Annotated in this window: 18 protein-coding genes and 2 pseudogenes; 14 read left to right on the forward strand and 6 right to left on the reverse strand. The window is 62.6% G+C overall.

From position 1 onward, the window contains the following. Positions 1-71 precede the first annotated feature (71 nt). Positions 72-776: an aspartate/glutamate racemase family protein gene (locus AC6CIG_RS06475; protein WP_127712049.1), complete on the reverse strand. Its 705-nt coding sequence runs from the start codon at positions 774-776 to the stop codon at positions 72-74. 200 nt (positions 777-976) lie between these two features. Here AC6CIG_RS06475 and AC6CIG_RS06480 point away from each other — a divergent pair, with 200 nt between their 5' ends. The 6 genes and pseudogenes from AC6CIG_RS06480 (at position 977) to AC6CIG_RS06505 (ending at position 7,152) form a co-directional block, all read left to right on the forward strand. Then, complete coding sequence (locus AC6CIG_RS06480; RefSeq protein WP_003533799.1) at positions 977-1,441, forward strand: Lrp/AsnC family transcriptional regulator; 465 nt, start codon at positions 977-979, stop codon at positions 1,439-1,441. 133 nt (positions 1,442-1,574) lie between these two features. Further along, on the forward strand, positions 1,575-2,843 hold the full coding sequence (locus AC6CIG_RS06485) for an NAD(P)/FAD-dependent oxidoreductase (RefSeq protein ID WP_018095364.1): 1,269 nt from the start codon (positions 1,575-1,577) through the stop codon (positions 2,841-2,843). 83 nt (positions 2,844-2,926) lie between these two features. Beyond that, positions 2,927-3,769 (forward strand): MurR/RpiR family transcriptional regulator, encoded by an 843-nt coding sequence (locus AC6CIG_RS06490; RefSeq protein ID WP_127712051.1) that lies wholly within the window; start codon positions 2,927-2,929, stop codon positions 3,767-3,769. Between the two features lie 214 nt (positions 3,770-3,983). After that, entirely contained in the window at positions 3,984-5,444 is a 1,461-nt protein-coding gene (locus tag AC6CIG_RS06495; RefSeq protein WP_018095362.1) for an MFS transporter, read from the forward strand. Beyond that, positions 5,441-6,100 (forward strand): aspartate/glutamate racemase family protein, encoded by a 660-nt coding sequence (locus AC6CIG_RS06500; RefSeq protein WP_100671625.1) that lies wholly within the window; start codon positions 5,441-5,443, stop codon positions 6,098-6,100. The genes AC6CIG_RS06495 and AC6CIG_RS06500 overlap by 4 nt, the downstream gene beginning before the upstream one ends. Before the next feature lie 151 nt (positions 6,101-6,251). Further along, positions 6,252-7,152, forward strand: a pseudogene (locus AC6CIG_RS06505) (aminoglycoside phosphotransferase family protein). A gap of 35 nt (positions 7,153-7,187) precedes the next feature. Here the strand turns inward: AC6CIG_RS06505 and AC6CIG_RS06510 are convergent. Further along, on the reverse strand, positions 7,188-7,946 hold the full coding sequence (locus AC6CIG_RS06510) for a thermonuclease family protein (protein WP_164867049.1): 759 nt from the start codon (positions 7,944-7,946) through the stop codon (positions 7,188-7,190). Between the two features lie 301 nt (positions 7,947-8,247). Next, the gene (locus AC6CIG_RS06515) at positions 8,248-9,051 is read right to left on the reverse strand and encodes a hypothetical protein (protein ID WP_498322541.1); all 804 of its coding nucleotides are present in this window, start codon (positions 9,049-9,051) and stop codon (positions 8,248-8,250) included. A 170-nt stretch (positions 9,052-9,221) separates the two neighbouring features. On the opposite strand from AC6CIG_RS06515, the gene AC6CIG_RS06520 reads away from it, so the two are divergent. Continuing rightward, positions 9,222-9,812 (forward strand): transglutaminase-like cysteine peptidase, encoded by a 591-nt coding sequence (locus tag AC6CIG_RS06520; protein ID WP_018095357.1) that lies wholly within the window; start codon positions 9,222-9,224, stop codon positions 9,810-9,812. Between the two features lie 57 nt (positions 9,813-9,869). Here the strand turns inward: AC6CIG_RS06520 and AC6CIG_RS06525 are convergent, their stop codons facing one another. Both AC6CIG_RS06525 and macA read right to left on the reverse strand, forming a co-directional pair. Beyond that, positions 9,870-11,813: a MacB family efflux pump subunit gene (locus tag AC6CIG_RS06525; protein WP_127712748.1), complete on the reverse strand. Its 1,944-nt coding sequence runs from the start codon at positions 11,811-11,813 to the stop codon at positions 9,870-9,872. An 8-nt stretch (positions 11,814-11,821) separates the two neighbouring features. Next, positions 11,822-13,096, reverse strand: a complete 1,275-nt coding sequence (gene macA, locus AC6CIG_RS06530; protein ID WP_498322542.1) for a macrolide transporter subunit MacA — start codon at positions 13,094-13,096, stop codon at positions 11,822-11,824. A 283-nt stretch (positions 13,097-13,379) separates the two neighbouring features. Between macA and AC6CIG_RS06535 the strand changes: the two genes are divergently transcribed. Continuing rightward, positions 13,380-14,027 carry a TetR/AcrR family transcriptional regulator C-terminal domain-containing protein gene (locus AC6CIG_RS06535; RefSeq protein ID WP_018095354.1) on the forward strand — a complete coding sequence of 216 codons (648 nt, stop codon included), beginning with the start codon at positions 13,380-13,382 and terminating at the stop codon, positions 14,025-14,027. Positions 14,028-14,058: 31 nt separating this feature from the next. Next, positions 14,059-15,105: pseudogene (ilvC, locus tag AC6CIG_RS06540) on the forward strand (ketol-acid reductoisomerase); the annotation flags it as partial. 65 nt (positions 15,106-15,170) lie between these two features. On the opposite strand, the gene AC6CIG_RS06545 reads toward ilvC, so the two are convergent. Continuing rightward, on the reverse strand, positions 15,171-15,425 hold the full coding sequence (locus AC6CIG_RS06545; protein WP_018095352.1) for a hypothetical protein: 255 nt from the start codon (positions 15,423-15,425) through the stop codon (positions 15,171-15,173). A gap of 238 nt (positions 15,426-15,663) precedes the next feature. Here AC6CIG_RS06545 and AC6CIG_RS06550 point away from each other — a divergent pair, with 238 nt between their 5' ends. The 5 genes from AC6CIG_RS06550 to AC6CIG_RS06570 all read left to right on the forward strand — a co-directional run bounded on the left by AC6CIG_RS06550 (position 15,664) and on the right by AC6CIG_RS06570 (position 20,604). Beyond that, positions 15,664-16,617, forward strand: coding sequence for an adenylate/guanylate cyclase domain-containing protein (locus AC6CIG_RS06550; RefSeq protein ID WP_437408593.1), 954 nt, complete (start codon positions 15,664-15,666; stop codon positions 16,615-16,617). A gap of 156 nt (positions 16,618-16,773) precedes the next feature. After that, on the forward strand, positions 16,774-17,718 hold the full coding sequence (locus AC6CIG_RS06555) for an ABC transporter substrate-binding protein (RefSeq protein ID WP_437411717.1): 945 nt from the start codon (positions 16,774-16,776) through the stop codon (positions 17,716-17,718). Then, positions 17,706-18,404 (forward strand): L,D-transpeptidase, encoded by a 699-nt coding sequence (locus AC6CIG_RS06560; protein WP_127712744.1) that lies wholly within the window; start codon positions 17,706-17,708, stop codon positions 18,402-18,404. The genes AC6CIG_RS06555 and AC6CIG_RS06560 overlap by 13 nt, the downstream gene beginning before the upstream one ends. A 48-nt stretch (positions 18,405-18,452) precedes the next feature. Then, positions 18,453-18,788: a hypothetical protein gene (locus tag AC6CIG_RS06565; protein ID WP_127712743.1), complete on the forward strand. Its 336-nt coding sequence runs from the start codon at positions 18,453-18,455 to the stop codon at positions 18,786-18,788. Between the two features lie 589 nt (positions 18,789-19,377). Further along, positions 19,378-20,604, forward strand: coding sequence for an aminotransferase-like domain-containing protein (locus tag AC6CIG_RS06570; protein WP_127712742.1), 1,227 nt, complete (start codon positions 19,378-19,380; stop codon positions 20,602-20,604). Positions 20,605-20,697: the final 93 nt, after the last annotated feature.

The raw sequence follows: 20,697 nt of genomic DNA on the forward strand, positions 1-20,697 counted from the left end.
GCTCATAGCGATCGGTATCGCTCTCGGTGCTGCGGCGGGCCTGCTAAATCAGCGCCTTTAGGCAGAGCAGCTTACTGCCGGTCGCCAAGCGAGAATTCGACCGCCGCCTCCGCATGGATGGCAGTGGAATCGAAGCCTGGGAGCGGCAATTCGGCCGGATCGAGAAGCAGGCAGATTTCGGTGCAGCCGAGAATGACGGCGTCCGCACCCTCCGCCTTTGCTTTCTCGACGAGCCCGATCACTGCCGAGCGCGAAACGTTCAGCACCTGGCCTGCGCAGAGCTCGTCGAAGATCACGTTGTGGGTGAGTGTCCGGCCATCGGCATCGGGTACCATCAGGTCGATATCATGTGTCTTCATGCGCTCCGCATAGAAGCCGTGTTCCATCGTGTAGCGTGTGGCGAGCAACAGGGGCTTGCGGCTGCCGGCGGCCTTCAGGCGCAGTGCCGTTTCGTCGATGATGTTGATCAAGGGGACATCGACCGAGGCACGCACCGCGTCGGCAATGATGTGCATGGTATTGCTGCAGATCAGGATGCAGTCCGCGCCGCCGGCGACGAGCCCGCGGGCGACATCGGAGAGAAGCAGGGCGGCGTCGTCCCAATGGCCGGCTCTCTGCAGGTCCACGATCCCCTGGAAGTCGACGGAATGCAGAAGCACTTCCGCCGAATGTAATTTGCCACGTCGTTTGCGCACGGCCTCGTTGACCAAGCGGTAATAGACTGCCGAGCTTTCGAAGCTCATGCCGCCGATGAGGCCGATTTTCCGCATTTCCATCGTCGTTCCTGCTGCTGCCCTTTGGCCGTCGGGAACGCTTCGCCACGTTCCCCGTTCCATTGCTAGATTATCGTGCGGGCCCGGTTGCATGTGTTTGCTTTGATCGGCGCTTGGCCAGATTTTAGCAAGCCGTTTGCGCCCGAATCCGCATGCCGCGAAAAATTTCGGCGCACTCTATGGCAAGAGCAAGGAGTCGGAGCGTGCTTGACGAGAGAGACCGGAAGCTGCTCATGCTTCTGCAGCAGGATGCGAGCGTCGCCATGGGCGACCTTGCCGAGAGGGTGAGTCTTTCGCTTTCCGCCTGCTCGCGGCGCATTCAGCGGCTGGAGGAGGCCGGCTATGTCACCCGGCGCATCGTCGTCCTCGACCGGGAAAGGATGGGCGTGCCGACCACGGTGTTTGCGCTGATCAAGACGGCGCATCATTCCGACGACTGGATCGAAAAGTTCCGAAGGGCGATCAGCGACATTCCGGAGATCGTCGAGGCGCACCGGCTGACCGGCAATTACGATTACATCGTCAAGGTGGTTCTGCCGCGGGTCGAACATTACGACGTCGTCTACAAGCAGATCGTGCGGAAGGTGGAGCTTTTCGACGTTTCCGCATCGATTTCGATGGAAGTCCTGAAAAGTGGTACCGCAGTGCCCGTCGGCTATGCGGAGTAGGCCGGCGAAACGTCCGCGAAGACCATTCGCGGATGCAATGCAGCCATGCCGGGCGACGGCTTGCGCTCCCGCGTGTGGAGTTCAACAGTGTTGCCAGCTCGGTGTGAGCGGATGAGGAACAGGACGGAAGACCATGCAGGAAAGACATCATGTCGTCGTGGTCGGCGGAGGTTTCGGCGGGCTGCAACTCGTCAACGACCTCAAGGGTGCGCCGGTCAGGGTCACGCTGATCGACCGGCGCAATCATCACCTTTTCCAGCCGCTGCTTTACCAGGTGGCGACCACGGTGCTCGCAACCTCGGAGATCGCATGGCCGATCCGCCGGCTCTACCGCGACCGACAGGAGGTGACGACGCTGCTCGGCGAAGTAGCGGGCGTCGATACGACTGCGAAGGAAGTGACGCTCGTGCATGGGCAATCGATCCCCTACGACACGTTGGTGTTGGCGACCGGCGCAACGCACGCCTATTTCGGCCATGACGAATGGGCGGCGGTCGCGCCTGGGCTCAAGACCCTGGAGGATGCGACGACCATTCGCCGCCGCGTGCTCATCGCCTTCGAGCAGGCGGAGGTGGAGGAGGACCCCGCCAGGCGCGATGCACTGCTGACCTTCACGATCATCGGCGCAGGACCGACCGGGGTCGAGCTTGCGGGCATCATTGCCGAAATGGCCCATAGAACACTGCCCGGCGAGTTCCGCCGGATCGATACGCGTCTGGCCCGCGTGGTGCTCGTCGAAGCCGGCCCGCGCATTCTTCCCGCCTTCAGCGAAGAGCTTTCCGCCTATGCTTCCCGCGAACTGGAGAAGCTTGGCGTCGAGGTGCTGACGGGCACGCCGGTGACCGACTGCACCGAGGAGGGGGTCACGATAGGCGAGAGCTTCGTCGCGAGCCGGACGCTCGTCTGGGCGGCGGGGGTCCAGGCCTCGCCCGCCGCCAAATGGATCGGCGCCGACGCGGACCGCGCCGGCCGCGTTAAGGTCGGCCCCGATCTGACCGCGCCGGGCCATCCGGACATCTTCGTCATCGGCGATACGGCATCCGTCATCCAGGAAGACGGCAAGCCGGTGCCCGGCATCGCGCCCGCGGCCAAGCAGCAGGGGGCCTACGTCGCCCAGGTGATCCGTGGCCGCTTCACGGGCTCTCCGGCGCCGGGGTCGTTCCGCTACCGGCACCAGGGAAGTCTGGCCACCATCGGCAGGCGCGCGGCGATCATCGATTTCGGCCGGATCAAGCTCAAGGGGTCGCTTGCCTGGTGGATCTGGGGCATTGCCCACATCTATTTCCTGATCGGTACCCGCAGCCGCTTTGCCGTGGCCTGGAGCTGGCTATGGACATATCTGAGCGGTCAGCACAGCGCCCGCCTGATAACGCAGAAGGATACGCTTCGGGAGGAGAGGTGACCGCGGGGCGGATCTTCCACCTATTGCCAAGGCCGGACGAAAATCGGACAGTCCCGTGAAACGTCAGTTTCATGGGAGTGCCAATGGCCGCCAAAGAACGATCCTTCCTCGCTCGCGTCCGCGAAATTCTACCCGAGTTGCACCCGGCCGAGCGGCGGCTCGGCGATTTCCTCTGTGATTTTCCGGGGGAGATAGCGAGCTATTCCGCGCAGGAGCTGGCGGCTTTGGCCCATGTGTCGAAAGCGACCGTATCGCGCTTCGTTCAGCGCCTCGGCTACGAAAACTACGAGGAAGCGCGGCGGCACGCGCGCGCGGACAAGCAGACCGGGTCGCGCCTCTTCCTGGCGACCGCCACCGATGCCGACGGCCGGCAATCGGTCGCAGCGCATGTCGCCCAGGGCGTCGCCAATCTGGAGGCCACGTTCCTTGCGATCGGCGAGGCTAAGATCGATGCGGCTGCCACAGCCATCCTGGAGGCCCGCAAGGTGTGGGTCATCGGCTTTCGCGCCAGCCATTCCTTTGCGACCTATCTGCAATGGCAGCTCACGCAGGTGATCGAAAACATCGCTGCCATTCCCGGAGGCGGGCAGACGCTCGGCGAGCATCTGGTCAGCATCGCGCCCGACGACGTCGTCGTTCTCTTCGGTCTGCGGCGCCGCGTCGCTCTGATGGAGCAACTCATGGCGCAGGTGGAAAGAACCAAGGCGAAGTTGCTCTACATCACCGATGAAGGCGTGCCTCTCCTGAGCGGTGCGGCTTGGCACTTCCGTTGCCAGACCCTGGCGCCGGGGCCGCTTTTCAACCATGTGTCGGTGATGGCGCTCTGCCATCTCCTGACCACACGCTGCATCGAGACCGCAGGCGTTGCCGGCCGGAACCGGCTGCGCGGTATCGAGGCACTGAACGACACGCTGGAAGAGCTGTGAGCCCGCGCAGTACGGATCGCAACGGCTTGGCGCACGAAGCTCGCCATCGATAGGCCCCGGCCGGAACGCCATGTTCGTGGAGGCCAAGCCTGCCGGAAGGGCAGGAATTCCTCTCCGTCACCCCCTGTGGATTCGGGGCTATGAAACTGCAGTTTCGTGATGTATGATCGAGAAACTAAGTTTTCACGCTCGTTCAACCACAAGGGGAACAACAATGGCAGCGGAAAATATGGTGCCGACCGGCGGGAGTTCGCCGGTCATTCGACAACTGGAATCGGCTTTCACCAAAATCGGCGTTACCGGCGCGCACAAGCAGATTCTCGCCCTCGTCCTGATCGGTTGCCTGTTCGACAGCTTCGAACAGAACACGATCGGCGTCGCCGGCCCCATTCTCAAGGAGCACTGGGGCCTTACCGGCACGGACATCGGGTTTCTCAACACGATCACCTTCGGCAGCGCCGCGGTCGGGCGACTGCTGTCGGGCATTCTCGGCGACCGCTACGGTCGGCGGGTGATGCTGACCGTCAATCTCCTGCTCTTCACCATCGGCTCGGCGGCCTGCGCGATGGCGCCGAACTTCACCATGCTTTGTTTTGCCCGCGCGATCGTCGGCTTCGGCGTCGGCGGCGAAATCTCGACGGCGGTGACGATGCTCTCGGAATTCTGCTCGCCGAAGTTTCGCGGCACGGCGGCGGGTCTCGTGAATGTCGGCGCCGGCGGGTTCGGCAACTTCCTGGCGCCGGCATTCGGCCTGCTGATATTTACGCTTTTCCCGGGAGAGAACAGCTGGCGCTGGCTATTTGCGTCACTGGCGCTGCCGGCGCTTCTGGTCGTCTTCTATCGCCGCTTTGTACCGGAGACGCCGCGGTTCCTTGCCTCGAAGAACAGGATCGGTGAGGCGAACAAGGTACTGTCCATCCTGGCCTCAGGCTCGTTGAAACCGCGCAATCTCGTGGTGCAGGAATACCTGACGACAGATCATATGACGGACGAGGCCACCGAGAAGAGCGACTGGCGGGAACTCTTCCGAGCACCCTTCATCGGGCGGACCATACCGGTAGCGATCGCCATTCTCATGAGCTATGGCGCGCAATTGTCGGTCTTGACGCTGATGCCCGTCATCTTCGTGTCGATGGGCTATACGCTCTCCGGCAGCCTGCTCTACAGCATGATCATCCAGAGCGGCAGCGTCCTCGGTGCGATCGCCGCTTCGATGTTCGGCTACTATCTGCCGCGCAAGAAGGTGCTGACCGTGGGTGCGGCGCTCGCCTGCCTTGCGGCGGTGTCGATCGTCGCTCTCGGCACCAATATCTATCTCGTTCTCCTGTTCGGAGCCATCTTCCAGTTCTTCGTCCTGCTGCTCAACACGTCGATCTGGATCTATGCGCCGGAACTGTTCCCGACGAGAATTCGCGCCTTCGGGGTGGCCCTCATTCTGGCAACGGGATCGGCGGCCGGCTCGTTCGTGCCGACGATTTCCGGCATGCTGTTCGACAGCTACGGAATGATCGGCGTCTTCGGGCTTGCTGCGGGAATGTATGCGGTCTTCGCATTCTGCATCCAGCTTGGCCCGGAAACCTACGGCCGATCGATGGAGGATCTCTCGCTGCCGGCGGAGGCCGATCAGCCGAAGGCGGCGCAGCAGGGGCCAGTCGTCGCGGAGCTCAGAACGTGAACTTCCATCTTCTGCTGATCAACCCGAACAGCTCGCAGGCGACGAGCGAGATGATGGCCTCCATCGCGCACAAGGCTGCGAATGGACGCCTGGCCGTGGCAAGCGCCACGGCCAGGCGCAGTCCCCGGATGATCCTGAAGCCGGACGAACTGGCAGCCGCCGCCGACGAGGTGGTGGAAATCGGCACCAGACACGAGCCGGGCTGCCTCGGGATCATCGTCAGCGCCTTTGGCGATCCCGGCCTTGCCCTGCTCCGGGAGCGTGTCGGCATTCCCGTCGTGGGCATCTGCGAAGCTTCGATGCTGGAGGCTTCGCGGGATGGACGACGGTTCGGCGTTGCAACCACGACGCCCGACCTCGCGGATGCGATCGCAGAGCGGGCACGGCATCTGGGGCTTTCCCATCTCTACTCCGGCATCCGCTGCACGCCAGGCGATCCGCTCGCCGTATCCAGAGACGAGGAGCGCCTGCGGACCTCGCTCTGGCACGCAGTTCGCGCCTCCGTCGACCTTGATGGGGCGGAGGCAGTCATCATCGGCGGCGGCCCGCTCGGACAGGCGGCGGAGCAGCTGCAGCCGCTATTCGATGTGCCCGTCATCGGTCCTATCCCGTCCGCCGTAACGCGGGTTCTCGGGCTGTTGCAGGTCGATGCCTGAGGGCAAGTTCCGGGCGGAACTTGGAAACCGTCACGTTTCATGATCTTAATTCGGTCCAGCCGGATCGTTCCGCCGTCTCATTGAGCCATCGAAGCGATCCTGCTCCTCCCGGCAGTCTACCAATCACCGTGATCAGGGAAGCGGACATTCGATGTCTTCCGCCGAAACGCCCGAAATCAGTACAGCTCTCGTCGAACAGTTGATTTCCGAGCAGTTTCCGCAATGGGCGGACCTGCCGATAAGACCGGTCAAGGTTCGGTGGGTGGGACAACAGGACCTTCCACCTGGGCGACGATATGAACGTGCGGTTGCCGAGCGCCGCCCATTACGCGCTTCAAGTGGAAAAGGAGCAACATTGGCTGCCTCGTCTTGCGCCGTACCTGCCGTTGCGTATTCCTGCGCCCTTGGCCATCGGGCGGCCGGGCAGGGGCTATCCGTGGCATTGGTCCGTCTATCGATGGCTACCGGGCGAGACCGCGACCCATGCGCCCATCACCGACCTCGGCAGTTTTGCGACGACCCTCGGTGAATTCCTGGCTGCGCTGCAACGGATCGACGCGCGGAGCGGTCCGCCGCCCGGGCAACACAATTTCTTCCGAGGCGGTCCTTTGGCCGTCTACGACCACGAAACGCGCCGGGCACTCGAAGCGCTCGAGGGCAGGATCGACGTTGCCACCTCACGTGTGGTGTGGGAGGTGGCGCTTGGCTCCGCGTGGAACAATGCTCCCGTCTGGTTCCATGGCGATGTCGCCTCCGGCAACCTCCTGGTCGAAAACGGCCAGTTGAGCGCCGTGATCGATTTCGGCACGTCAGGCGTCGGCGATCCGGCGTGCGACCTGTCGATCTCCTGGACGATGTTCGATGAAACAAGCCGCGCCGCATTCCGGGACGCCCTTCCGCTCGACGAAGAGACCTGGGCGCGTGGCCGTGGATGGACCTTGTGGAAGGCGCTGATCGTTGCCGCCGAGATGCCGGGCACCGATCGACGGGAAATCGAAAAATCGCGGCGGGTCATCGATGCGGTTCTGTCAGATCACCGCCGCTATGGGTAGCGAACTTCATTCCCGCGTCCTGTGGCCGCCACGGTTCAACCGGAAACGCGCGCGGTGGACTGGCCGCACCACGACTGTGGGTGCCCGGTTCGCTTTCTGGCGAGCCCTTCCAATATGAGGATGTCTCCGAGGGATCTGCCGTTCCTGACGACGAGCCGCCGCTTGCCGGGCTCGTCGCCCGGGGTGGCTTCGGATGCAACGAGGGCGAAGTTTCCGGAATTCAACAACTCTCGCAATCGTGCCTTGGCATAAGAGCCGCGCGACCGTTCCTCGTCGCATTTCGCGAGCTTCGTTTCCGGCGCATCTATGTCGGCGATGAGAATTCTCTGGCCCTGGTACAGGAAGGTATCGCCGTCGAGAACGCAGTTATCATGGCGGATGCCGCAGAAATAGAAGGTGCCGCTCTCGGCCGGGCGCAGGTTAGCCTGTTCGAGAGACTGCCTAACCGGTAGTTCCACGGGTGCAGGCGGGATCAATGCGGTCTTCGGCGCTATCGACCCGGTCTGATCCTTCGGACGGAAAGGGATCGGAATGGTCGCCAGTTCCACCTTTTTTGGCGGTTTCTTCTCGGCCGGCATCTTCGCCTGCGCTTTTTTCTCGGACGGTTTCTCGGCGTGCGAAAGCAGCGCGGTCAGCTTCGATGCCCCGGGGAGATGTCCTAATTCCCCCCGGTGCTCGTAGGCCACAATCCCGCCGACGATGACTGCTGCCGCCAGATACCAGCGGCCCATACCGCTCCGGCTGCTCTTGCGGGCCGTGCTGCGCTTTCGTCTTTTGGAATTTGCCTTGGTCATGGGATTCGGTCCTCGATTGCGGCGGCATTATCGGGACCAGGGGTTAGTGAAAGGTTGTCGTCGCTGCACGGGCCAAATCATTTCAGTTTTACACACTCTTCCTGATCCCGCTCTGACGACACCGCTGCCAAAGGGAAGGGCGGCACCTGCGGGAGCCGCCCTTCAAGGGTTACCGTCGACGTTGCTGGACAAGCGCCCCGGCTTGTCACTTTCCCAGTCCGGCCGTAAGCCGTCGACGGTCGCGATCGCTGTTCTCGCTGATGCCAGGGACTTCCGTCACCGCGGCCAAGGCCGCGGCTGCTTACTTATCGCCCTTGGCTTTCCCGCCTTTGTCCTTTCCGCCCTTGTCCTTCCCGCCTTTGCCTTTGCCGTCCTGATCGCCCTTATTGTTGTCCTGGTTACCCTTGCCGCCGTCCTGGTTACCCTTGTCGTTGTCCTGGTGGCCCTTGCCGCCGTCCTGGTTACCCTTGTCGTTGTCCTGGTGGCCCTTGCCGCCGTCCTGGTTGCCCTTGTCGTTGTCCTGGTGGCCCTTGCCGCCGTCCTGGTTGCCCTTGTCGTTGTCCTGGTGGCCCTTGCCGCCGTCCTGGCCGCCCTTCCCGTTATCCTGGCCGCCCTTACCGCCGTCCTGATCACCTTTGCCATTGTCCTGGTCACCCTTGCCGGGATCCTGACCACCACCGCCGCCGTTGTCGCCGCCGCCGCCACCGCCGCCGCCACCGCCACCGCCGCCGCCGCCGCCGCCGCCACCGCCGCCGCCACCGCCGCCGCCACCAGCGCCGCCGCCCTTGTTGCCACCGCTCTTGCCGCCGCCTCTCGTCGGACCGCTTGCAGTGGAGTCACTGCGATCGTGGCGTCCGGTGCCCGCACCAATGGTCGCCGTCGTCAGGGGCGGACACATCTTAATCTGCGCGGGGGTGAGAATCTTCGACCGGTTTATTGCAACGCAACATGCCGCGAAGTTGTCTTCCGAAAGCGGACTGCACTGACGCGCAGTCATGCGCTGGCGCTGTACTGCATCCGCATCCGTCGTAACGATTACGGCTCCTATCGTGGCCGTGGATAGTATGAAAAATGTCCGAAATATCGATCTATTAATTCTTTTCATTTCTATACTCCTAATAACATTAACTTTAAAAATACTTTTTAGAATTGAATTAAAATTACCTGTGGTCAACTTACGAATTGTTAGTAGATGGCCATATCACTGCCTCATTTCGGGTTATCAACCATGGCTTAATCTATCTTAGCTAGTCTCTACGGCGGACCGGGAGACTTATGTCCGTCGTTGGAGAACGCCTCGTGAAACGCTTCATTGCGCAGACAGTCTTTTTGTTGCTGATCGCGGCCCCTGGGGCTGCCGATGCCGGTACAACCATGAGGACCGCCGGCAAGGCCTTCGCGCCGCCGGCCTTCGCATCCTTCTGCGCCCGCGAGCCGCGGCTCTGCAACACTGGCGGCGGCAAGAAGGCCGTCGTTCTCGCGCCGGAAAAGATCAGCGAGCTCAAACAGATCAACAGCACCGTCAATGCAAGCATCCGCGAACGCAGCGACCGCGCAAATGTCGGCAAGGACGACGATTGGCGTGTGCCGACCGCCTACGGAGACTGCGAGGACTTCGCAATTCTGAAGAAGCGGGAGCTTCTGAAGCGGGGTTGGCCGGCCTCGGCTCTGCTACTCACGGTTGCGCGTTATCGCGGAGAGGGCCACACGGTTCTCACCGTCCGCACGAGCGAAGGTGACCTTGTGCTCGACAACAGGACCAACTCGGTCAGAGATTGGTCACGCACTCCTTATAATTACTTCGCCCGACAATCCCAGTCGAACGGCAAGCGCTGGGAATTGATCGCAGGCGCCCAAAATATCTGATTTCGACTGAATGGGCGCTTTTCCAGGGCGGGAAAACCGCTACTGCGTGGAATTGATCTAATCCGCGCCGAGGGCCACCGCCGGCTGGAGGCGCGATGCATTTCTCGCCGGCAGATAGCCGAAGAGCAGGCCGGTGAGAAACGCACAGGCGAAGGCAAGCGCGACGGGGCCGGGCGTGAAGCTGACGGGCATGCCGAAGGCTTTAGCGGCGTAACCGGTCGATAGACCGGCCACGACGCCGATCGCACCGCCGATCGCGGAAACGACCAGTGCCTCGACGATGAACTGCACGAGTATGTCCCGCTCGCGCGCTCCGGTCGCCATTCTCACGCCGATCTCGCGTGTGCGTTCGCTGACGCTGACGAGCATGATGTTCATCACGCCGATGCCGCCGACGAGCAGCGAAATCGCTGCGACCGATCCCAGGAAGAACTTCATGGTGTTCGAAGTCTCGGTGAATGCCTCGCGCACGGAAGACATGTTGGTGATCTGAGTATCGTCCTTCCTGTGGCGCTCGTTGAGCAGTGCCTGAATTCTCTCCTGGGTCAGGTCTATTGCCGCGGCATCCTGCACCTTGACGGTGATCGTGCGGATGTTGCGCTGACCGAAGAGGCGCATGCTGCCGGTCGTGAGCGGCACGAGGACCACGTCGTCCTGATCGTTGCCGCCGGCGCTGGCGCCCATCCCGCTCATCACCCCGATCACCTGGAAGGGGATCTTGTTCACGAGCACGTATTGACCGATCGGGTCGGAGCCCTCCGGGAAGAGCGTCTTGACGACGGTTTCGCCGAGCACCGCGACCGGTGCGTATGTCTCCATGTCGTTCCGGTTGATGAATTCGCCGCGGCCGATCTTCCAGGACTTCGCTTCCGTAAACTGCGGCACCGTTCCGTTTGCGGTCGTCTGATAGTCGATGTTGCCGCGCCGAAGCGTCACGGTGCTCGTCATTTCGGGGACGGCGAATGCGACATTCGCAAGCTCCGTGATCGCGTCCGCATCTGCCGGCACGAGGGTAACATTCGTCCCGCCGGCGCTGCCGCGGAAATTCGCCATGCTGGGGCGGACGACGAGAAGATCCGACCCCATCGACGAGATCCGGTCGAGTACCGAATTCTGCGCGCCGGTGCCGATGGCGAGCATGGCGACAACCGAACCGACGCCGATGACGATGCCGAGCAGCGTCAGGATCGTACGAAAGAGGTTTGCCCGCAGCGCCCGCAGTGCCATCTTCACCGCTTCCGACACGTCCGCGATCGCCGCGAAGCCCTCACGCGTGCTTTGGGCGAGACCGACGGCTGCATCGGGATTGCTGCGTCCCTTCTTGGAGCGGTCGGCAACGATCCGCCCATCGCTGATCTCGATCAGCCGGTCGGCCTGTGCGGCGACCTCGCGCGAATGGGTGATGACGATGACGGTGTGGCCGTTTTCGTTCATATCGCGAAGGAGGCGCATCACCTCTTCGCCGCTCTGGCTGTCGAGCGCGCCGGTCGGCTCGTCGGCAAGGATGACGCGGCCTCCATTCATCAGGGCGCGGGCGATCGAGACGCGCTGCTGCTGGCCACCGGAAAGCTGGTTCGGACGATGATCGAGCCGTTCGCCGAGCTTGAGCGACTGCAGGAGCGCCTCGGCACGATCGTGCCGGTCGCGGGCGGAAACGCCGGCATAGACGGCGGGTACCTCGACATTCTCCCGGGCGCTTGCGGTCGGGATCAGATTGTAGGACTGGAAGATGAAGCCGAAGGTGCGGCGGCGCAGCGCCGCGAGCGCGTCGCCGTCGAAGCCGGAGACGCTATCGCCTTCGATGAAGTAGTCGCCCGAGGTCGGCTGGTCGAGGCAGCCGAGAATGTTCATCAGCGTCGACTTGCCGGAACCGGACTGGCCGATGATCGCGACGAACTCGCCGGCCTCGATATCGAGGGATATATGGTGCAAGACCTCGACGGCGATGTCGCCGTTGAAATAGGTCTTGCTGACATCCCGGAGTGAAATGAGCGGGGCCATCGGCGTGCTCAGAACATCGGCGGCATGCGCATGCCGCGCCGGCTGGTATTGGGACCGCGGCTGCCGTTCGTGGCGGAGGCAGCGTCGACGACCACTTTCTCACCTTCCTCCAGCCCGCGGACGATTTCGGCGCTCACCCGGTTGCGGACACCGACCTCGACGGTGCGCGTCTGCCTCGCACCGGACGGCGCGACGACGGTCACTTCCGCTCTTGCGGGCCCGTCGGAGGCCGCCGCCTCCATGGTGCGGAGTGCCGTGCTCGGGACAACCAGCACATTCTTGGCCGCCGCCTGGACGAAGAAGACCTGCGCGCTCATCGACATCATCAACTCGCCCGTGGGATTGGGGACATCGAAGAGGGCATAGTAGAGGACGACGTTGTTCTCGGTATCGGGTATCGGCTCGATCTGACGCAACTTGCCGGTGAAGCGCTTTCCGGGCTGTCCGAGAAGGGTGAAATACGCATCCATGCCGAGCTTCAGCTTGCCGACATCGGCTTCGGAGACCTGCGCCTTGACCGTCATCGTGGAAAGATCGGCGATCGTGACGATCGTCGGCGTCGTCTGGTTGGCGTTGAGGGTCTGTCCCTCCTTGGCGGGGTCGTCGACGATGGTGCCGGCCATCGGAGCATAGATCTTGGTATAACCGAGATCGACCCGGTCCCCGGCAAGAGTGGCCTTCTGCTTGCGGATCTGCGCCTCGACCGCCTGCACATCGGCGCCAGCGGCCGCATGATCGGCGACAGCCTGGTCGAGCGTCGACTGCGAAACGCTTTTCGTGGCGACGAGATTGCGTTGACGCTCGATGTTGGCCTGCTTCAATACGAGCTGGGCCTTCTTCGAGACGAGCTGCGCTTCAAGATTGGCCAGTTCCGCCTCGTCGATCTCGATCCTGTTCTCGATCGAGGCGGGGTCGATCTCGGCGATGAGCTGGTTCTGTTCGACCTTGTCGCCGATCGCGACATGCAGCGACTTCAACTGGCCGGAGACCTGTGCGCCGGCATCGACCGATTTGACCGCCTCCAGCGTGCCGACGGCAGTCACGCTCTCTTCGATGTCGCCGCGCGTGACCGCCTGAGTGATCATGGTGGTGGCCGGCTGCGCGCCCTGGCGGCTCCAGGCATAGTAGCCCGTGCCGACGATAGCGAGCACCAGGAGCGCAAAGATCCAGCGGCGGCGCGAACGGCGCTTTATGCGTGGCGGCATCACCGGAGCCGGGATGACGGTGACGTTCGACGGTGTCGAACGCGACGCTTCGTCCGTCGTCTTGGCTGTCTTGCTCATTGTTTTTCTCTATCCCAGGCATCTTCATTCAACATAAAGATCAACCCGATCAGCGAAAAGCTTTGAGATCATTATATTTTCGTAATGTAGGGAGGCGCGCACCGGTAAAGCGGGCGCGGGGGCGACGCAGGCACGGAAATCGGAGTCCCGCCAGTGGGTTGCTCCCATTTTTGTCCGGGGCTGCCTTGAAACGAACCGGATATCCAAAACCGCTTGACGTCCCCGGATCGGGCAATTAGAAACCTCACGAACCGTACCGTACGGTACTGATAGGGCGAAGCGAGTGCAAAGCGTCGGAGCGATAAGAGAGGCAGGTGCCGCAAACGGCCTGACCGAGCGCCAGGGAGCGGTGCTCGAACAGGCTTTGCGCCTGCTTGTCGACGGGGGCGAAAAGGCGCTGACGACGGCGGGAGTGGCGCGCGCGGCGAACTGCTCCAAGGAGAGCCTCTACAAGTGGTTCGGCGATCGTGAAGGGCTCCTTTCGGCCATGATCGCCTTTCAGGCGAGCAAGGTTCGCACGCTCGACGTCTCCGCCGCAAAGCTGGACGGGGGCAGCTTGAGGGTGCATCTCGTCGCTTTCGCCAAGGACCTTCTCGACGTGCTGGCAGGCGACGTGTCGCTGGCGCTCAACCGGCTTGCGATCGGACAGGCGAGCCGGGAAGGCTCGAAGCTCGGCCACATGCTGCAGGAACGCGGCCGCCGGCAGATCGGACGCAGGGCGGGAGCGCTGCTCGAAGCGGGCCGCAAGGCCGGTCTCCTGGCTTTCGACAACGCTGACGAAGCCTATGGCGCTCTTTACGGCCTGGTCGTCTCCGACTGGCATTTGCGCATGCTTCTCGGCGAGGAGCCGGGTAGCCTGAAGAAGGATTTCAGCCGCAGGGCGGAGCGGGCGGTCGACGCCTTTCTCACGCTCTACGGCGCGAAAAGGTAGGGCGGCCGTATCTGCGGCTGCCAAAGCGAAACGGACAAGCAAAGGGAAGGAAAAATCGATGCGCGTCTATTACGATCGTGATGCCGATCTCAACCTCATCAAGTCGAAGAAGGTCGCCATCATCGGCTACGGCAGCCAGGGCCGCGCCCATGCGCTGAACCTCAAGGATTCCGGCGCGCAGAACGTCGCCATTGCGCTTAAGTCGGGTTCGGCCACGGCAAAGAAGGCCGAAGCGGACGGCTTCAAGGTCATGACCGTTGCCGAAGCTGCCGCCTGGGCCGACCTGATGATGATGGCGACGCCGGACGAGCTGCAGGCCGACATCTACAAGGCCGAGATCGCCGGAAACATCCGCGACGGCGCGGCAATCGCCTTTGCGCACGGCCTGAACGTCCACTTCGGCCTCATCGAGCCGAAGGCCTCGGTCGACGTCGTAATGATCGCGCCGAAGGGCCCGGGTCATACGGTCCGCGGCGAATACCAGAAGGGCGGCGGCGTCCCCTGCCTGGTCGCCGTTCATCAGGACGCTTCCGGTAATGCCCTCGATCTCGCTCTCTCCTACGCCTGCGGCGTCGGCGGCGGCCGCTCGGGCATCATCGAGACCAACTTCAAGGAAGAGTGCGAAACCGATCTCTTCGGCGAACAGGTCGTTCTCTGCGGCGGCCTGGTCGAACTCATCCGCGCCGGTTTCGAGACGCTGGTCGAGGCCGGTTATGCGCCGGAGATGGCCTATTTCGAGTGCCTGCACGAAGTGAAGCTGATCGTCGACCTGATCTATGAAGGCGGCATCGCCAACATGAACTACTCGATCTCGAACACGGCCGAGTGGGGCGAATACGTCACCGGACCGCGCATCATCACCGAAGAGACCAAGGCCGAGATGAAGCGGGTCCTCAAGGACATCCAGACCGGCAAATTCACCTCGGAATGGATGCAGGAATACCGCTCCGGTGCCGCCCGCTTCAAGGGCATCCGTCGCGTCAACGACTCTCACCAGATCGAGGAAGTCGGCGCGAAGCTGCGCGCGATGATGCCTTGGATCGGCAAGAACAAGCTGGTCGACAAGGCGAAAAACTAAGATCCGCCTGCAATGAACAAAAGGGAAGCCGGAGCCCAAGCTCCGGCTTCTTCATATGCAGCGTCTTACATCGGATCCTTACCCTTCATGGCATTCGCCATATGGGACTTGCACTTTTCCTGATCGTTCGCCGCCAGTGCCTCCTTGGCCATGGCGAGTTCCTTCTGCGCCATCTCCTTCCGACCCGTGTCGGTGATCTGGCCCACGTCAGTCTCGAGCTTCGTCATGCCTGCCTGGTCGCAAACCATATCGGCCTGGGCAAAGGCTGGGGACACGCAAGCGGCGGATATCGCGGCTGCAACCAACATTTTTCTCAACATCTGTAACCTCCAGTTTCGTCGCTTCATGCGATACACGGCTCCAAACCGCCGAGGGACCGATCAGTTCCTTGCAGCAAGCTAAGGTGCTCCCCGTACGCAAAGCCGTTACACACTTTCCTGGAGTGCTCTAAGCCCGCAGTGACGCGCGGCAGATGCGTCCGGCATTGAGAATCGCGACGGCGTCGCTATCCTGCGAGGCGCGGGCCTTCGGCCAGCCTCCGAGCGAGGGCGAAATCCGATGTCATCAACACGCCGTAAGCTGACCACCATTTTCTGCGCCGACGTGCAGGATTATTCGCGCCTGATGGGGAAAGACGAGGAGGGAACGCTTGCGGCCCTCAAGCGCAGCCGGGATGCCATGGCGCGCCTGATCGAGGCGCATGAAGGACGGGTGGTCAATACGTGGGGCGACGGGGTGATCGCGGAGTTTCCGAGCGTGGTGGAGGCGGTGAGAGCGGCGATAGACGTTCAGAACGAGTTGGCCGGACTGAATGCCGAGCGGCAAGGCGAGGCGCGGATGGATTATCGCATCGGCCTCAATCTCGGCGATGTGATCGCTGACGGCGACGACCTTTACGGCGACGGCGTCAATATCGCGGCCCGCCTGCAAGCCTCGGCGCCGGCCGGCGGCATCGTGATTTCGAGCACCGTCTATGATCAGGTTCGCAACAAGCTGGCCGTCGGCTTCGAATTCCTTGGCGCGCTGACGGTCAAGAACATCGACGGGGGCGTTCCGAGTTACGTGGTTCAGATCGGAACGGCCGAGGGCGCGGTGTCGCAAAAAGGGGGCCGCGACTGGGGGAGGCCGGGTGCACTTCCGGACCGCGAGACCCCGGCCGCCGAGACCGGGGCAGGGCGAGCGACGATCGTAAGACGCGCAGCGCCCGGCCGTCGCCTTTTCGGCGTTCTCGCCGTAGCCGCATCGGCGGTCGTTGCCATAAATCTGCTGTCGTGGGAGGGAACGTTCTGGGCCAGATGGCCCCTGTTTGCGCTGGCCTTGATCGCGATGCTCGATTGCCTGTGGACGTCCACGCGGCTCGACCGCGGACTGGCCCTGCTCGGGGCAGCCGGATTTGCGGTCCTTGCGGTCAATCTCCTTTCCTGGGAGGGGAGATTCTGGGCGGTATGGCCTCTGCTTGGAATTGCGGTGGCGGCGGGACTTCGGTGGGTCACGCGCCGTCCCGGGCGGTGAGCACCGGCTCGCATAGGTTAAGCGGCGGAATGCAGGCGGTGTAACCGGAAGTTGACGGGACTCGGCAAGCCGTGCATTGTGCCCGCAAAGGAAGATAAAGCTCAGCAGGCATTCGCATCGGAACGACGTTCAGATAGATCTTTTCGGGGGGGCACTGTGAGGAGAGGCCGGGAGTTCCTTTGCGCGGCGGCGCTGGCGTTGGTCGTGGCTGCGCCGGCAGCGGCGGCGGATCTGGTGATCGCGATGCCGCCCTGGCCATCCGGACAGGCAGCCGCGAACATTCTCAAGCTCGGCATCGCCAAGAAGTTCAGCCTCGAGGCGGAGGTGCGCGAACTCGGGACGCTGACCGCCTTCATCGGCCTCGAAAAGGGCGAGGTCGATATCCAGCCGGAGGTTTGGCGGCCGAATTTCGACGAACTCGTCCGCAAATTCGCGACCGAAAAAGGCGTCGTGACGCTCAGCGAGCGTGCGGTGCCGGCATGGCAGGGGCTTTGCGCCACGCCGGAAGCGGCTGCGACGATCAAGTCGGTCGCGGATCTCGGCGATCCGGCCAAGACCAAGATACTGGATACCGACGGCGACGGGCGCGGCGAAATGTGGATCGGCGCCGCCGAATGGCTTTCGACGGGCATCGAACGGGCGCGGGCGGCGGGCTACGGCTATGCGGCGAACCTGACGCTCGTCGAGGCCAAGGAGGAAGTGGCGATGGCGGCGGTCGACGCGGCGATCGCGACCGCGCGCCCCATGGTCTTCTACTGCTATGCTCCGCACCATGTTTTCAAGCTGCACCAGATCTCCCGGCTCGAGGAGCCGCCTCACGACCCGGCGAAATGGAAGATCGCGCCGCCGAACGACCCGCTATGGGTCAGCAAATCGAGCGCCGCCACGGCGTGGGACGCCGGACAATTTCAGATCGGCTATGCGACGGCCTTCGCAAAGAAGCATCCGGAAGTCGCGCAGTTCCTTCAGAAGGTAGACTTCTCGCCGGATGAAGTGACGGCGATGAGCTATGCGCTCGAAGTCGAGCGGCAGGCGCCTGCGGACTACGCCAGGAAATGGGTTGAAAGCCACGCGGAACGGATCGACGGATGGGCGAAATGACGATGATCCAGACGCTTTCGAAAAGACAGGCAGGTCGGCGCAAATTGGGCAAGGCGCTGCTTCTCCTCGGTCTTTGCCTCGTTCCGCTTGCAGCGCTTGCCCAAACGCAGATCTACGATTCCAAGACGAAGAAATGGGTGAACTACGACAAGAGGAAAGCCCGACAGTACTTTGCGCGAAACAATCAGGTTCCCGAGGCCTTTCGCCGGCAGATGGTGCCGTTCCGCACGGCAGAAGTTCCGGGCACGATCATCATCGATGGCAACCAGCATTTCCTCTATCTCGTGCAGCCCGGCGGTCAGGCGATCCGCTACGGCATCGGTGTAGGCCGCGAAGGTTTCGGCTGGGCGGGCATCGTTCGGGTAGGGCGCACGGCCGAATGGCCGACCTGGACGCCGCCGGCCGAGATGGTCGCGCGCGATCCGAACGCGGCAAAATGGGCAGGCGGCATGCCGGGCGGGCCCGACAATCCGCTAGGCGCTCGCGCGCTCTACCTTTACGAAGGTGATAACGATACGATCTACCGCATCCATGGTACGGTGGAGCCCTGGACGATCGGGCTGGACGTTTCCTCCGGGTGCATAAGAATGAACAATGAAGACATTATCGACCTGCATTCGCGCGTCAGCGTGGGCGCGAAGGTCATCGTGCTGATGCAGGGGGCTGCTCTCTATAAGGGCGTGTAACCGGCCGAAACGCGGCCGCATGGGCGAGAGCGCGAAGATACGGGCTATATGCCAAGACCGGAGGATGTGGATTTGTCGACGAGTAAATTGGGAAGCCGTCCAATTCAAGCGTCCGTGACGGCTGCGGTCTTTCTTCTTGCCGCATGCCAATCGACCCCGGAACCTCAGGAAATGGCCCGCACGAGCCTTCAGACAGCCCCCGCCGACCTGCAGCTTTTGTGCGCCAATGCCGTGGTCGCCCAGGCCGGCGGCGCCAAGGTCCTGCCGATGAGTTCTCGACAACTCGATGCGACGAGCTACAGCGTCGACCTCGATGCCGCCGGTCGCAAGTTTACCTGCATCGTGGACAGCAGCGGCAGCGTGAGGTCGGTCCAGCCGACATAGGTATTCAAGAGGGCGGATTCAAACAAACGCCTCTTCCGGTTCGCTTTTGCGGCGCAGTATAAATGTTGCGCCGCATAAAAATTAAAGAATAGAGTTCTTCTTCGGAAGTCATCCGGAGAATTTTCTTCCAAAAATTCAGAAATTGTGTTCTGATACCCTTGTGGGTAGGAGGAGCACTATGTCCACGATCATACAGCACTTCGCTCTTTTCGATTTGTTTATCTTGGCTGGGATCTCTTTTCTTCTGATCTGCAGCTATTTCGACGAGGGTGAGGCCTGAGTATCAGGAGGCGTTCGCCGCCTCCTGCCGACCGGAACTTATCCGGTCCGTCCCTTGGCGCTTGGAGCCGAAGCGGCTAGCCGATTGTTGCCTGACGGTGTCGACGGCCACGGCGTCACGATCCCGTATGCTTCGATCCCGTACGCCGCCCTTCCCAACGCCTCCCATTCCCAACGAGCGTATCGGAATGTCTGTAACTGCACGATTGCCGTAACGGCCCAGGCGACAGCTGACGCAAAATAGGTCAGGAATATTGACTTAAATATTGCGCTGTGTTCATGTCCCTCGGGTGCAACCGGGAGGACCTCCATGCTGGATTGGGAAAGCACTTTCGCCACGCGCTCGAGCCGGATGAAGGCTTCGGAAATCCGCGAATTGCTGAAGCTCCTCGATCGTCCCGACATCATTTCGTTTGCGGGCGGAATTCCCGATCCTGAGCTTTTCCCGAATGATGCGTTCAGGGAGGCTTACGCCGAGATTTTCGATGGGCCGTCGGTCGGTGCCGCGCTGCAATATTCGGTGAGCGAGGGCTATCGGCCGCTTCGCGAGTGGCTCGCCGGGCAGATGGCGGCACTTGGCATTCCGGCGAGCGTCGACAACATCTTCATCACCTCCGGGTCGCAGCAGGGGCTCGACTATCTCGGCAAGCTGTTTCTGTCGCCGAAAGACACGGCGCTCGTCACCTGGCCGACCTATCTAGGTGCGCTGCAGGCCTTCAACGCCTATGAACCCAATTACGATCAGCTGAACCCCACCGGCAACCGGACGCCGGCAGCCTATGCCCAGGCTGCAGCGGAAGCGGGCGGGCGCGTCAAGTTCGCCTATCTCTCGGCCGACTTCGCCAACCCCACCGGCGAGACGGTGGGCCGCGCCGGGCGCGAGCGCGTCCTTGCACTTGCCGAGGAGCTCGACATCGCCATCATCGAGGATGCGGCCTACCAGTCGCTGCGTTATGACGGCGAGGCGGTCCCGCCGATCCTTGCGCTCGAGATCGCCCGCAAAGGCGACATAAACAGCACCCGCACGATCTATTGCGGCAGCTTCTCGAAGACGCTGGCGCCTGGCCTTCGCGTCGGCTGGATCTGCGCCGCCGAACCGGTGATCCGCAAGCTGGTGCTGATGAAGCAGGCAGCCGACCTTCACTCCTCCACCATCAACCAGATGGCGATCGCGACCGTCGCCGGGCGGGGCTTCGAGGCGCAGGTGGCGAAAATCCACAAGGCCTACAGGCAGCGGCGTGACGCGATGCTGTCGGCGCTCGAAAAATACATGCCCGCCGGCGTCACCTGGACGAAGCCCGAAGGCGGCATGTTCATCTGGGTAACGCTGCCGAAGGGGAGCGACGGCGCTGAGCTGCTGGCCAAGTCGATCCAGACGGCCAAGGTGGCGTTCGTCCCCGGGCGCGCCTTTTTCGCCGACGGGTCCGGCGAAAACACCCTGCGGCTCAGCTTCTCCTGCGCCAACGACAGGATGATCGACGAGGGCATCCGCCGGCTGGCCGATCTCATTCGCGGCGAGGTCGCGCAGGCGGCCTGAGTGGAAGTCGCGGCAGGCTGACGATTTTCGCTCATCCGCCTGCCGGCACCTTCTCCCCGCAAATCGGGGAGAAGGGACAAGCGGCATGCACTC

This window comes from Sinorhizobium sp. GQ132 (genome assembly GCF_059758575.1).